Below are 14,410 nucleotides of genomic sequence, written 5' to 3' on the forward strand. Positions count from 1 at the left end.
GCTCAGCCCCTCCCGCCGACGACGTGTTGGAGCTGCGTTCCCACCGGTGCCTCGGGCGGTCGTTTCGCCGCGCGCCGCGCCTGGAGCACCCGCTTGTAGTCGGTGGGCATCACCTTCACGAACCGGGGCACCATCAGCTCCCAGTTGTCGAGCACCCGCCGCGCCAGCGCGCTGTGCGTGTGGCGCAGGTGGCGCTCCACCATTCCGTGCACGAGCCAGATCTCCGACTCGTCCACCAGCGACTCCAGCTCCACCATCTCCAGGTTGCAGCGCTGCCGGAAGGACAGCTCGCGATCCAGCACGTACGCGGTGCCGCCGCTCATGCCCGCCGCGAAGTTGCGACCGGTGGGTCCGAGCACCACCACCACGCCGCCCGTCATGTACTCGCAGCCGTGGTCGCCGACGCCCTCGACCACCGCCTGCGCGCCGCTGTTGCGGACCGCGAAGCGCTCGCCCGCGATGCCCCGCAGGTACACCTCGCCGGCCGTGGCGCCGTAGAGGGCGGTGTTGCCCACCAGCACGTTCTCCTCCGCCACGAAGCGGCTGCCCTGGTGCGGGTAGACGATGATGCGGCCTCCCGACAGGCCCTTGCCCACGTAGTCGTTGGCGTCGCCCTCCAGCTCCAGCGTGACGCCGGAGACCAGGAACGCGCCGAAGCTCTGGCCCGCGGAGCCCTTCATCCGGATGTGCAGCCGCCCATCCGGCAGGCCGCGCGCGCCGTGTCGCCTGGCGATCTCCCCGGAGAGCATGGCGCCCACCGCCCGGTGCGTGTTGCTCACCGGCCGCGTCAGCAGCATGGGCGGGCCGCCATCCAGCACCGGCGCCACGTCGCGCAGCAGCTCGTGGTCCAGGTGGTCCGAGACGTCCTTGGAGCGGGGCACCGTGCAGAAGCGCGGCTCGCTCTCCGGCGCCGCGGGCTTCGTCAGCAGCGCGGACAGGTCCACGCGCCGCGCCTTCCAGTGGTCCACGGCCGTGCGTTGCCGCAGCAGGTCCACGCGGCCGACCAGCTCCTCCAGCGTCCGCGCGCCCAGGGCCGCCATCTTCTGGCGCAGGTCCTCCGCGATGAGCAGGAAGAAGTTCACCACGTCCTCGGGCTTGCCCTGGAACTTCTCGCGCAGGCCCGCGTCCTGCGTGGCGATGCCCGCCGAGCAGGTGTTGAGGTGGCACTTGCGCAGCATCACGCACCCCACCGCCACGAGGCTCGCGGTGGCCATGCCGAACTCCTCGGCGCCCAGCAGCGCGGCCACCAGCACGTCGCGCGCGGTGCGCAGGCCTCCGTCGGCCTGGACGCGGATGCGCGAGCGCAGGCCGTTGTGCACCAGCACCTGCTGCGTCTCCGCCAGCCCCAGCTCCCAGGGCAGGCCCGCGTGGTGGATGCTGGAGATGGGCGAGGCGCCCGTGCCGCCCTCGTAGCCGGAGATGACGACGCAGCTCGCGCCCGCCTTGGCCACGCCCGCGGCGATGGTGCCCACGCCCACCTCGCTCACCAGCTTCACGCTCACCCGCGCCTTCGGGTTGGTGGACTGGAGGTCGTAGATGAGCTGCGCCAGGTCCTCGATGGAGTAGATGTCGTGGTGCGGGGGCGGGGAGATGAGCGTCACGCCCGGGGTGGACCAGCGGACCCGCGCGATGCGCTCGTCGACCTTGTGGCCCGGGAGCTGGCCGCCCTCGCCGGGCTTGGCGCCCTGGGCGACCTTGATCTGGAGCTCGTCCGCGTTGACCAGGTACTCGGTGGTGACGCCGAAGCGGGCGCTGGCCACCTGCTTGATCGCGCTGCGGCGCAGGTCGCCGTTCTCGTCCGGCTGGTAGCGCCGGGACTCCTCGCCGCCCTCGCCGCTGTTGGAGCGGCCGCCCAGGCGGTTCATCGCGATGGCCAGCGTCTCGTGGGCCTCCGCGCTGATGGACCCGAAGGACATGGCGCCCGTCACGAAGCGGCGCGCCAGGGACAGCGCGGACTCGACCTCCTCCAGGGCGACGGGACGACAGCCCTCCGTCGCGACCTCCATCAGCCCGCGCAGGTTACAGTGCTCGCGCGTCTCGTCGTCCGCCAGTCGCGAGTACTCCGCGAACTGCACCGCATCATTGCCGCGCACCGCCGCCTGCAGCTTCGCGATGGTCGCCGGGTTCCACTTGTGCCGCTCACCCTGGCGGCGCCAGCGGTACTGCCCGCCGATGGGCAACTGCCCGACCTCGGCGTCCGCCTGCGCGCCGAAGCCCCGCTCGTGGCGCTCGGAGACCTCGCGCCCCAGCTCCGGGAGGCCCACGCCCTCGACGCGCGACGAGGTGCCCGTGAAGTGCCGCTCGACCAGGCCGCGCTGAAGTCCCACCGCTTCGAACAGTTGCGCGCCCCGGTACGACTGGAGCGTGGAGATGCCCATCTTGGACATCACCTTCAGGAGGCCCTCCTCCACGGCGTGGAGGAAGTGCTCCTGCGCCTTCTCCGCGTCGACGCCCAGCTCGCCCGCGTCCGCCAGGGCGCGCAGCGTGTCCAGCGCCAGGTACGGGTTGACCGCCGCCGCGCCGTAGCTGAACAGGCAGGCGAAGTGATGCACCTCGCGCGCCTCCGCCGTCTCCAGCAGGAGGCCCACGTACATGCGGATGCCGTCGCGCACCAGGCGCTGGTGGACCGCGGACATGGCGAGCAGCGCCGGAATCGCCGCGTGCGCGGCGTCCACGCCGCGGTCACTGAGCAGCAGGATGCTGGCGCCCGCGTCCACGGCCTCCACCGCCGCGGTGCACAGCTTCTCCACGGCCGTCTCCAGCGCGCGCTCGCCGCCTTCCAGCGGATAGACGAGCGACAGGCGGTGCGTCTCGAACAGGCCCTCGCCCTGGATGGCCGCCAGCCGCGCAAGCTGTCCGTTGGTGAGGATGGGGCCGGGCAGGGACAGCCGGTGGCACTGCTCCGGCGTCTCCTCGAAGGTGTTGCTCTCCGGGCCCAGCGCGGTGGCCAGCGTCATCACCAGGGACTCGCGCAGCGGGTCGATGGGCGGGTTCGTCACCTGCGCGAAGAGCTGGTGGAAGTACGAGAAGAGGCTGGGGGCCTGGTCGCTGAGGACGGCCAGGGGCGTGTCCGTGCCCATGGAGCCCACCGGCTCCTTGCCCGTCTCCGCCATGGGCGTCAGGAGGGTGCGTACGTCCTCGGCCGTGTAGCCGAAGGCCCGTTGAAGTCGCCAGAGCTCGTCGCCGCGCAGGCGCTCGGGCGCGGGGACCACGGGCAGGTCGTCGAAAGTGAAGACGTTGCGTTGGAGCCACTTCCGGTAGGGCCAGCGCGTGCTGATGTCGCGCTTCACCTCCTCGTCCTCGAGGATGCGGCCCTCCGTCGTGTCCACCAGCAGCATGCGGCCCGGCGTCAGGCGGCCCTTGCGCCGCACCTGCGAGGGCGGCACGTCGATGACGCCCGTCTCGGACGCCAGGATGATGCGGTCATCCTCGGTGACGAGGTAGCGCGCGGGCCGCAGGCCGTTGCGGTCCAGCGTCGCGCCGATGAGCTGCCCGTCCGTGAAGGCGATGGCCGCGGGGCCGTCCCACGGCTCCAGCAGCGACGACGAGTATTCGTAGAAGGCCCGGCGCTCGTCCGACATCAGCGTGTCGCCCTCCCACGCCTCGGGGATCATCATCATCAGCGCGTGGGGCAGGGTGCGGCCGCCCAGGTAGAGCAGCTCCACCATGTTGTCGAACTGCGCCGAGTCGCTCTTGCCCGGGACGATGAAGGGCCACAACGGCTCCAGGCTCCCGCCCAGCCGCGCCGTCTGGAGCAGCCCGCGCCGCGCGGTCATCCAGTTGCGGTTGCCCCGCAGCGTGTTGATCTCCCCGTTGTGCGCGATGTAGCGGAACGGCTGCGCCAGCTCCCACGTGGGGAAGGTGTTCGTGGAGAAGCGCGAGTGCACCAGCCCCAGCGCGCTGACGAACTCCGTGTGCTGCAGATCCACGTAGAAGCGCGGCAGATCCGCGGGCAGGAGCAGGCCCTTGTAGACGATCGTCTCCGACGAGAGGCTCGCGATGTGGAAGCGGCCCTGCGGGGCGACGCCGCGCGCCTCGACGCGGTTCTCCGCCAGCTTGCGGATGCGGTACAGCTTGCGCTCGAACGCGCTCGGGACGACCCGGCGGCGGGCGACGAACAACTGGCGGATGACCGGCGCCGCCTCGCGCGCCACCGGGCCCAGGTGCTCGGGCGCCACCGGCACGTCGCGCCACCCGAGGACCCGTTGGCCCTCCTCCGCGACGACCTCCTCCAGGATGGACTCGCACGCGGCCCGGGAGGTGACCTCCGGCGGCAGGAAGACCTGCGCCACGCCGTACTGCCTGCGGGGCGGCAGCTCGAAGCCCAGCGTCGGCGCCTCGTGCTCGAAGAAGCGGTGCGGCAACTGCACGAGGATGCCCGCACCGTCACCCGTCCGAGGATCCTTCCCCGCGGCCGCCCGATGACTCAGGCGGTTGAGCAGCTCCAGGGCGTCCTCGACGATGCCTCGAGAGCGCTCACCTCGCAGGTGAGCCACGAAGCCCACACCGCAGGCGTCGTGCTCGGTCTCTGGCTCGTAAAGGCCGTACCGGCCGGGGAGGATCGCGGACATCAACTTCCCCCTTTCCCGCCTGACGCGGGTGGTCATCGCTGTGTCCCCTCAGGCTAACGCGACGCGTTGCGTGCCGTAAAGACGGTCTCTGCCGAGGGAGCGCCAGTCGGGTGGATCAGCAAGGGGCCGTCCCGGCCGTCCGCGGGGGCGAGTTCGGCGTCGCCTTGCCGTCGGAGGGCGGCCTGGGAGGGAGGGGCGGAGGCGTCCCCGGGGGCTCGCTCGGGCCGCTTTGGTCCGCGCCCGTCGCGGCGTGATTCGTTAAGAAGCGGCGCGGGCGAGGTCGCGTGTGTCGCGCGGCGTCAAGCCCTCGAGGACACCCCCCATGCCGCATACCCCCATCATCGGCACCCTCGGCTACGTGATGTCGCCGGACCGGCAGCGCGTGCTGATGATCCACCGCAACGCGCGCCCCGACGACGCGCACCTGGGCAAGTACAACGGCCTGGGCGGGAAGATGGACCGCGGCGAGGACGTGGCGGCCTGCATGCGCCGGGAGCTGCGCGAGGAGGCCGGCATCGAGGTCACCCGCATGGTGCTGCGCGGCACCCTCTCCTGGCCCGGCTTCGGCAAGCAGGGCGAGGACTGGCTCGGCTTCGTCTTCCGCATCGACGCCTTCGAGGGCACGCCGCTCGAGCGCAACCCGGAGGGCTCCCTCTCCTGGGTCCCCCTGTCGGCGCTCCCCTCGCTGCCCATGTGGGACGGGGATCGCCACTTCCTGCCGCTCGTGTTCGATGACGACGAGCGGGTGTTTCACGGAGTCATGCCGTATTCCGGAGGGCGCGCGGTGAGCTGGAGTTACACGCGTTTGTGATGGCGCGCTGTCCGCTCAGGCAATGCTGCGCGTGCGAGCGCAGGCATGTTTCATGGGGAGCGTCTCGACAGCGAATGCTTGCGCGTTGACGACGACGGCTGGGGACGGGTAGTCCTGGCGCCACCACGAGAGTGAGAATGATTATCAATTTCGAGCAACCGTCCCTGGGGGGCGCCATGGCGTCGGCGCAGCCGTCCTGGAGGGGCGCGCCGCGGAACACGCGGAGCCTCCGCTCCATCCCCGCGCTCGACGAGGTCGCCCTCGCGGCGGTCCGGGGCATCGTCGAACTTCCTGTCCAGTCCTCCCTGAAGTGAAGCCGCCCGCCATGTCCCTTCCTCTGCGCAAGCCGTTGTTCTGGATCCACCTGGTCGTCGGAATCGTCGCGGGCCTCGTCGTGGCCATCATGTCCATCACGGGCGTGGCGATCGCGTTCGAGTCCCAGGTGCTGTCGTGGGCGGAGTCCGAGGCGCGCACGGTGGCGGCCCCCCCGGGCGAGGTGAAGCGCCTGCCGGTGGAGGAGCTGCTGGCGAAGGTCCGCGCGGCGAAGCCCGACGCGCAGGTGTCCGGCGTGACGGTGTATCCGGCGCCGACGTCCGCCGTCCTGGTGAGCCTGGGCCGCACCAGCGGCGTCTACGTCAATCCCTACACGGGCGAGGTCCGCGAGGGCGGCGCGCAGGGCTGGCGCGACTTCTTCCACTTCATGGAGGAGTGGCACCGGTGGCTGGCCACCGCGGGCGACAACCGCCCCACCGGAAAGCTCATCACCGGTGTGAGCAACGTGAGCTTCCTGTTCCTGGCGCTCTCCGGGCTCTACCTCTGGTTCCCTCGCAAGTGGTCGCTCAAGCAGCTGCGGCCCATCGTCTGGTTCCGGCGCGGGCTCAAGGGCAAGGCGCGCGACTTCAACTGGCACAACGTCATCGGCTTGTGGTCGGTGCCCGTGCTCGTCGTGGTGACGGCGTCGGCCATGGTCATCTCGTTCAAGTGGGCATCGGACTTCACCTACACCGTGACGGGGAACACGCCGCCGGCGCAGCAGGGCCCCGGGGGCTCCGCGGGCGTCAAGGTGGATGCGCCCTCGTCGGAGACCCGGCGGCTGCCGCTGGAGCCGTTGTTCGCGACGGCGCAGCAGGCGATGCCGGCGTGGGAGAGCATCACGTACCGGCTTCCGAGCCCGCCGCGTGGCGCCGGGCCGAAGCCGGAGGGACAACAGGGCGAGGCGAACGGCCCGCGCGGCCAGCAGGGGGAGCGCGATGGAAAGAAGGACGCCGCACCCCAGGCTGATTCGAGCGCACAGGGGCGCGACGCCGGCAAGGTGGACGCGGTGACCCTCAGCGTCCGCGAGCGGGACGGCTGGCCGTACTTCGCGTCCACGCAGCTGTCGATGAATCCCTTCTCGGGAGAGCTTGCGAAGCGCGAGGGCTACGCGGACTTCAACAGTGGCCGCAAGCTCCGCACCTGGCTGCGCTTCCTCCACACGGGGGAGGCGCTCGGGTGGCCGGGGCAGCTCATCGCCGCCATCGCCTCACTCGGCGGCGTCTTCCTCGTCTGGACCGGCCTCGCGCTCGCCTGGAGGCGCTTCTTCCCACGCCGCCAGGCGCGAACCACAGCCTCGGAGCAGGAGGGGCCGGAGCCCGTGGCCTAGCCGACGACGGCGGCGTGGCCCACGACCTCCCGAGGAGGCCGTGGGCCGAGCCCTGACGGCGCTCAGCCCCGGTCCTTGCGGACCTGCACCTTGCGTCCGCGGATGGTCGCGGACTTCAGCGCGGCGATGACCCGGTTGGCGTCCGCCTCCGGGACCTCCACCAGCGAGAAGCTGTCGGTGATCTGGATGGCGCCGATGCGCGACGACTCCAGGCCGGCCTCGCCGGCGATCGCACCCACCAGGTCCGCGGGACGCATGCCCGCCTGACGACCGGCGCCGATCCACAGCCGGGCGATGTCCCATTCAGGCTCGGCGCCCGTGGGCCGCCGGGGCGGCCGGGCACCCGGAGGGCCCGCGCGTCCGGCCGGGGCGGCGCCCGGGCGACCCGGGCGCTCGAAGCGTCCGGCCGCCCGGTCGGGCTTGCCGCGCTTCTCCTGGGGCGGCGCCACGGTGGGGATCTCCTCCTCCTCCTTGGCGCGTCCCTCGTCCTGGGACTCCTGGTAGAGCTTCACGGCGGCCGCCGCGATGTCGAGCGGCTCGAACTCGCTGGCCAGGTCCTCCACGCTGCTGCGGAACGCGTCGAGTCCACCGGCGACCAGCGTCTCGCGCAGCGTCGCGCGCAACATCTCCTGCTTCTTCGCGCGCAGGTCCGCCACGGTGGGGACGGTGGCCACCTCGATGCGCTGGCCGGTGACGCGCTCGATGTTGCGCAACAGCCGGTGCTCGCGCGGCTCGACCAGGGTGATGGCCACGCCCTCGCGCCCCGCGCGGCCCGTGCGGCCGATGCGGTGCACGTACGCCTCCGGCGCGTTGGGCACGTCGAAGTTCACCACGTGCGACAGCCGGGGGATGTCCAGGCCGCGGGCCGCCACGTCGGTGGCCACGAGCAGGTCCGTGCCGTGGGACTTGAGCTGCTTGATGACGCGGTCGCGCTGCTCCTGCGTCATGCCGCCGTGGAGCGCGTGGGAGCGCCAGCCACGCCCGTTGAGGGACACGGCGAGGTCGTCCACCTCCGTGCGGGTGCGGCAGAAGATGATGGCGGCGGTGGGGGACTCCACGTCGAGCAGGCGGCTGAGCGTGGCGATCTTGAACGCGCGCGGGACGACGTACGCGGTCTGGCGGATGCGGGGCAGCTCACCCGGCTCCACCTTCTCCTTGGCGATGCGCACGCGCACCGGCTCGTGCATGTGCCGCTCGGCGATGCTGGCGATGCGCGGGGGGAGGGTGGCGGAGAACAGGGCCGTCTGCCGGTCCTCGGGCGTCTCGGAGAGGATGGCCTCCAGGTCGTCCGCGAAGCCCATGTCGAGCATCTCGTCCGCCTCGTCGAGGACGACGGTGCGCACGTTCTCGAGCTGGAGCGTGCCCCGGCGCAGGTGGTCCAGCGCCCGGCCGGGGGTGGCCACGACGACGTCCACGCCGCGCTTGAGCACGCGCAACTGCTGCCCGATGACCTGACCGCCGTACAGCGGCAGCACCGTGGCGCCCAGCTTCTGGCCGTAGCGGTGGATGGCCTCGGAGACCTGCATGGCCAGCTCGCGCGTGGGGACCAGCACCAGGGCGCTGGTGGCGTGCGGGCCACTCTCACCGGGCGTCAGGTGGTGGAGCAGGGGGAGGGAGAAGGCCGCCGTCTTCCCGGTGCCGGTGGCGGCGATGCCCAGCAGGTCCTTTCCCGCGAGCAGCGGCGGGAGGGAGGCGTGCTGGATGGGGGTGGGCTCCTCGTAACCGAGGGCACTGAGCGCCTCCACGAGCTGCGGCTTGAGGCCCAGGGACTCGAAGGTGGCGTCGGGGGACGCGGACGGCGGGACGGAAGTCACGGGCGGGCTTGTACCATCGGCTCCCTCCCTCGTGGCTCGAAGAATCGCCGGAGTGTCCCGCACGGAGCGTCTTTCCGGCGGGCCCCTCGCCACGCCTGCTCGCCTGGTCCCCGGTTCTCAGGGGTCGGGAACCCCCATCCAGGTCACCTCCTGGAGGAGCTTTCCGGTGACACGGAAGACGGCGAAGGCCCCGGGGCCCTCCTCGACGCTGGACAGGCAGCACACGCGGGAGCGGACATCCTCCGCGTGCTCCACCCAGCCTCGATAGGGCCGGTGCAGGTGGCCGCAGAGTACGAGCCGGGGTCTGAGCGCGTCCACGAGCAGCCGCGCGTAGGGGTTGCCCACGTCCTCGGGGCTCGGGCTGCGGCGTCGCCCCTGGAAGGCCGCCCCGTCCTTGGCCGCGATGACGCCGGAGGGCCAGTCGTGCAGGAGCAGGACGTCCGCCGAGCCCGCCTCCATCGCCCGCTCGACGTCCTCCTCGGTGAAGAACGTGAAGTCCCTGTTGGAGACGCTGCCCAGTCGGGACAGGGGTGGGCGCCGCCGCGTGAAGGCGGCCTCGTCGTGGATGCCGGACAGCCCCACCACCCGCACCCCGCCCAGGTCCAGGGCCCGCACCCGGCCCAGGTAGTGGCAGTTCGTGGTCAGCTCGAAGCCCTCGGGCGCGGTGTCGAGGTAGCCATAGGGCTCGTGGTTCCCCCCGATGAAGTACACCGGCCAGGGGAAACGGCGACGCTGCTGGTGGTACGCCGCGAAGTCGCCCAACTGCTTGTAGCGCGCGGGCGCGGACATGGTGGCGAGGTCGGCTTCGCTCCGGTGGGGCTCGAAGTCCCCGACCTGGAGGACGAAGGCCAGCTCCCGGCGGGCATGCCGCGTCCAGGCCTGGAGCTCGCGCACCATCCGGTCCATGTGCCCATGCACGTCACCGACGGCGGCGAAGTAGCGCTCTTCGGGCAGGGGGGACATGGTCGGTTCCGATGATGGCGTGGGGCGTGGGGCGCCGCCAGGGACGGTCGGCGCACGGCTCGCTGACGCGTGGAGGCGAGCTAGCCCACCAGGGACGGCCAGTTCTTCCCGACCCAGGCGCGTTGCTCGACCTCCGCCCGCCAGTCCGCGTCGCTCCGGTCGATGCGACGTGACGTGGCGAACAGGGCCTCGAGCGCGGTGAGCATTCGTCGGGCGAAGGGGGCGTCCTCCACGAGCAGCAGCGCCTCGCTCTCCCAGTAGGCCGCCGTGACGTCGAGGTTGGCGCTGCCCAGCGCCACGGTCTGGTCGTCGCTGACGAGGATCTTCGCGTGGACGTGGGGGGACACGCGCTCGAGCTCGGGCTCCCAGCCGGGCCTGGGGGGCAGGGCGAACTCGTAGGCGATGCCGCCCTCGGCGATGACGGCGTCGAGCCGGCTGCGCACGTAGCGGTCCGCCACCTCGCGGATGGTGCCGCCGGGGAAGTAGGTCCGCGCCTGGCCGTGGTGGGGACGCACGCTCCCGAAGAGCACCTCCACGCGCACGCCCCGGTGGAGCGCGTCGACGAGCGCGTTCTGGAGCTCGAGCAGCAGCGGGAAGGTGTTCACGAGCACCAGCCGCGCGCGCGCCTGCCGGATGAGGGCCAGTTGGGTGTCGAGCGTGTGGGTGTCCCGCAGTCCGTCGTGCAGCGACAGCCGCGCGCGGAGTGTTCCTCGCGGCGTCGGCGCCGGGAGGTCGAAGGGCTCACCTCCGGCGCGGGTCCACTCGGCGAGGAACGACTGCTCCAGCGTGGCGACGAGGGGGCCCTCCACGCGGGCGCCACAGTCGAGCCACGGGATGTCCCGGTAGTGGGAGTCGCGACGGAGGCCCACCTCGTCGAAGCTGGTGTAGTAGGGCGCGCCCAGGTTGCGCCCGGTCACGACCGCCTGCGCCGAGTCGATGATGACGAGCTTGCGGTGGTTGCGCTGCTTCAGCTCCGCGAGGCTGGGGCCGCCGATGAGGGGCGCGATGGCGCGCACGTCGACCCCCGGCGCCCTCGCGAGCGAGACGAGCGCGGGGTTCAGGTCTCCGAACGAGTCGTGCCCGCTGTAGAGCGCATCCGCGAGGAAGCGGACGCGCACCCCGCGCGCCGCCGCGCGCTTCATCGCGTCCGTGATTCGCGCGGTGACGGGGTCGTCCTCGACGATGTAGCACTGCCAATGGATGGTGGCGCGGGCCGCGTCGATGGCCGCGACCACCGCCTCCCGGGCGAGCGCGTTGTCGAGCTCGAAGTCGACGCCGTGGCCCTCCAGGCTCGGGGTGCAGCCCGCGAAGCGGAGCACGCGCGCCGCCGGGTCCGGCTCCTCGGGGACCGGGAGCGGCTCCAGCCGGGTGTCTCGTGGGAGGTCGAGCACCTCCCGAGGGGTCAGCGTGCGGATGAAGGGGTGGATGGGCTTCTGCTCGTCCTGGGTGACGACCGCGCAGATGCCGACGCCCGCCGCCGCGAGCCGGGTGGCCACGCGCAGCAGCCGCAGTCCATCCACCTGTCGTGGCACGTCCTCCGCGCGCGCGTCGTCGAGCCAGGCCGAGGCGTCGAGCAGGTGGGGCCAGGACAGGGACGGGAGCCGCTCTCTCAGTCGTTCCCGATGCGACTCGAGGGACTCCGTGTCGCGCATCCGGACGAAGACGGGATGGAACGCCTCGCCGGCCAGGGCGTGCGCCGCTTCGAGCGGCTCCTCCTCCAGGGCGCTGTCGATGAGGACCAGCGGCTTTTCGGGCCGGAGGACATAGCAGGGGGCGAGCGCCCCGGACGCCATGGGGCCGGTGAACGAGACGGCCAATGCCTGCGCCCCGTGGGCATCCGCCAGGCACTCCGAGGGCAGGATGGCGATGCCGCGCGCATGGGGTTGCTCTCCCAGGCTCACGCCTTCCGCGAACATCGTCAGGGTGCCCATGTCCGGGACGGAGACGTGGGACAGGAAGCCCACCTGCTCCACCGCGAAGCGTGGCGCGAGCGAGGGCGCGACGACGGAGTCCGAGACGACGAGCCGCTCCTCGAAGAAGGCCGTGCCGGACTGGGTCCGGGGCAGGAGCAGGATGGGGACGCGCGCCTCCTGGAGCGCCCTCGCTCCGAAGACCCCCATCATCAGCGCGGACACGTCCGCCACCGCGTCCAGCGGCGCGACGAGCAGGTCCGCGCCACAACGGAGCGCGGCGGTGTCGAACGCCTCCGCGCTCCCTCCGAGGGGAGACTCCGCGAGCGACTCGACCTGGAGGACCTGGGGGATGCCCAGCGCCCGCGCGAGCGCCGGGAAGTCGTGGGCATCGTCGGGCGCGGCGCCCGTCGTGAGCGCGACGAGCTCCGAGGGCAGGGCACACTTCGACAGGAACGACGCGACCGAGCCCAGCCCCCGTCCGTCGGGAGCGACCGCGATCGCCATGCGCGACGGCGCGGACGGCGCGCGCTCGAAGGCCCGACCGATGGAGAGCACCGGCAGGCGCTCGCGCAACGCGAGCCCGAGCATCGCGCCCACGCGGGCTCGGGGGGACGAGTCGAGCAGGGGGCCGAGGACCACCAGGTCCGCGCCATGGCGCGAGGCCGCGCGCAGCAGGTCCGCCGTGTCGAGGTGACTCTCCAGGACCTGGCTGACATGGGTGGCCGGGTGCCACGCGTGGACTGCCTCCTGGAACCGGTCCAGCACGGTGAGGCTCGTGGGGGGCGGAGCGTCCAGCTCGCTGCGCTCCGGGACGAGCCCGTAGAGGTGCACGGCCTCCGGCGCGTCACAGAGCCGGCGCGCCGCGAGCACCACCTGCTCGGGCGCCGAGCCGGAGTCGAAGAGGATGAGCAGACGTCGGAACATGGCGCCCGGTGGGCTTCAGTCCTTCCAGAGGATCTTCCACGGGTGCTTGCGCAGGTCCGTGGTGAGCGTTCGCAGCTCTTCATACAGCGTCGGGTCCTGGAGCGCCGCACCCACGGTGCCTTCGCCCGCCTCGATCTTCGCGAGGACCCGGTCCGCCCGCGCCGCGATGGACTCCAACTGCCCGGCCGCCGTGGTGACGTGCGCCAGGGCCGCCTTCACCCGCTGTCCATCCTCGGGGCCGAGCGGTCCCGTCACCGCGGCGAGCGCGTCCAGCGTCGTGCCCGCCGACTTCGTGAGCCGGGGCAGCTCCCCCCGGATGAGCGTCGCGGAGGCCGCCGCGTCGTCCAGGAGTCGAGCCGCCTTGCCCCCGGGCTCGAAGGCCTCGCGCGTGAGCTGGGCCAGTCGCCGCAGGTCCTTCGACGCCGCGGCCAACTCGGACGCCAGCACCTTCACGTCGCCCTTGTTCTCCATCAGCACCTCGTCGAGCGTCTTCGTCAGCCGCGACACGTTCGACACCAGGTTCGTCACCGCGTCCGGGTCCTTCTCGAGCATGCGCGACATCACGTCGACGAAGCGCGAGAGCTGCTCGGCGAGGATGTCCAGCCGCGGGGCGTCCGTGCCACGCACCGGCTCGTTCCTCGGCAGCGGTGTGGGGGCGTCACCCGGGTTGAGTTCCAGATAGGGCTCGCCGAGCAGGCCCACCGTCGCCACCGTCACCCGCGCGTCGCTCCGCAGGGCCTCGAGCGCCTTGCCGGAGACGGCCAGTTCCATCTGGACGGGGAGGGGACGGCCGCTCGCGTCCCGCCGCTCCGGGAGCAGCGAGATGTGCTGGACCCGCCCCACCTGCACGCCGCCCAACTTCACGGGGGCGCCCTCCACGACATTGCCCGTGTGGCTGAAGTCCACCGCGAGGACGGGCGAGGAGCCCAGCGTCAGCTCGCCCATGAGCCACAGGAGGACGAGCACGCCCGCCACGGCCGCCAGCACCAGGGCGCCCACCTTCAGCTCCAGCCGTTGCTCATCCATCCGTCGCGCCCTCCATGAACGGCGCCGTCAACACCTTCAGCGAGGGCTCCGTGGACGTCAGGAACCCCTCCGGCGAACCCAGATACGCGCAGCGCCCCGCGGCCACCACCAGCACCCGGTCCGCCAGCGTCTTCAACTGTCGATAGTCGTGCGTCACCACCAGCCCACCGAGTCCCCGCATCTTCAACGATGCCAGCACGTCCTCCACCTGCGCCGCCGCCCTCCGGTCCAGCCCGGTGGTCGGTTCGTCGAGCAGCAGATAGCGCGGCCCCAACACCAACGCCCGGGCGATAGCCGTGCGCTTCTTGGCCCCCGGTCCGACCTCGGGCGGCAACCGGTCCGCCCACTCCAGCAACCCTACCTGCTCCAGGGCGGACTCCACTGCCTCGTTCGGGGCATGCGGATCCGCCAGCCGCACGTTCTCGCGCAGCGTGCGCCAGTCGAGCAGCGCGGGCCCCTGGACCAGGTACGGCGCCTGTCGGCGCAACCGGACCAGCTCCCGCTCCGGCAGCGTGTCCACCCGCGTACCCCACAGCTCCACGCTCCCTGTGTCCGGCCGCAGCAGGCCCACCGCCATCCGGCACAGCACGCTCTTGCCGGAGCCGCTCGCCCCCGCGACGAACGTCAGCTCCTTCGTGGACAGTCGCGCCGTCAGGCCATCCAACACCCGACGGCCCTCCTCGAACGCGATGCGCACGTCCGTGAAGCCCAGGACGTCGTCGGTGGGCGGGGGCGGGCTCACGGGA

Annotated in this window: 9 protein-coding genes; 3 read left to right on the forward strand and 6 right to left on the reverse strand. The window is 72.0% G+C overall.

Annotated elements, in window-relative coordinates; translation table 11 throughout:
- Positions 1-2: 2 nt before the first annotated feature.
- Positions 3-4,571, reverse strand: a complete 4,569-nt coding sequence (gltB, locus tag LZ198_RS32635; protein WP_253976039.1) for a glutamate synthase large subunit — start codon at positions 4,569-4,571, stop codon at positions 3-5.
- 322 nt (positions 4,572-4,893) lie between these two features.
- Between gltB and LZ198_RS32640 the strand changes: the two genes are divergently transcribed.
- The 3 genes from LZ198_RS32640 to LZ198_RS32650 all read left to right on the forward strand — a co-directional run bounded on the left by LZ198_RS32640 (position 4,894) and on the right by LZ198_RS32650 (position 7,024).
- Entirely contained in the window at positions 4,894-5,382 is a 489-nt protein-coding gene (locus tag LZ198_RS32640; protein WP_253976040.1) for an NUDIX hydrolase, read from the forward strand.
- 137 nt (positions 5,383-5,519) lie between these two features.
- Positions 5,520-5,696, forward strand: a complete 177-nt coding sequence (locus tag LZ198_RS32645) for a hypothetical protein (protein ID WP_253976041.1) — start codon at positions 5,520-5,522, stop codon at positions 5,694-5,696.
- A gap of 11 nt (positions 5,697-5,707) precedes the next feature.
- Positions 5,708-7,024 carry a PepSY-associated TM helix domain-containing protein gene (locus tag LZ198_RS32650; protein WP_253976042.1) on the forward strand — a complete coding sequence of 439 codons (1,317 nt, stop codon included), beginning with the start codon at positions 5,708-5,710 and terminating at the stop codon, positions 7,022-7,024.
- Between the two features lie 62 nt (positions 7,025-7,086).
- Here LZ198_RS32650 and LZ198_RS32655 read toward each other — a convergent pair whose 3' ends face one another.
- The 5 genes from LZ198_RS32655 to LZ198_RS32675 all read right to left on the reverse strand — a co-directional run bounded on the left by LZ198_RS32655 (position 7,087) and on the right by LZ198_RS32675 (position 14,406).
- Positions 7,087-8,838 (reverse strand): DEAD/DEAH box helicase, encoded by a 1,752-nt coding sequence (locus LZ198_RS32655; protein WP_253976043.1) that lies wholly within the window; start codon positions 8,836-8,838, stop codon positions 7,087-7,089.
- 117 nt (positions 8,839-8,955) lie between these two features.
- Complete coding sequence (locus tag LZ198_RS32660) at positions 8,956-9,801, reverse strand: metallophosphoesterase (RefSeq protein WP_253976044.1); 846 nt, start codon at positions 9,799-9,801, stop codon at positions 8,956-8,958.
- An 80-nt stretch (positions 9,802-9,881) separates the two neighbouring features.
- Positions 9,882-12,638 carry a phospholipase D-like domain-containing protein gene (locus LZ198_RS32665; RefSeq protein ID WP_253976045.1) on the reverse strand — a complete coding sequence of 919 codons (2,757 nt, stop codon included), beginning with the start codon at positions 12,636-12,638 and terminating at the stop codon, positions 9,882-9,884.
- Positions 12,639-12,653: 15 nt separating this feature from the next.
- Positions 12,654-13,664, reverse strand: a complete 1,011-nt coding sequence (locus tag LZ198_RS32670; protein ID WP_253976046.1) for an MlaD family protein — start codon at positions 13,662-13,664, stop codon at positions 12,654-12,656.
- Positions 13,657-14,406, reverse strand: coding sequence for an ABC transporter ATP-binding protein (locus LZ198_RS32675; protein WP_253976047.1), 750 nt, complete (start codon positions 14,404-14,406; stop codon positions 13,657-13,659). Before LZ198_RS32675 ends, LZ198_RS32670 begins: the two co-directional genes overlap by 8 nt.
- Positions 14,407-14,410 lie beyond the last annotated feature (4 nt).

This window comes from Myxococcus dinghuensis (assembly GCF_024198235.1).
Taxonomy (GTDB): Bacteria; Myxococcota; Myxococcia; order Myxococcales; family Myxococcaceae; genus Myxococcus; species Myxococcus dinghuensis.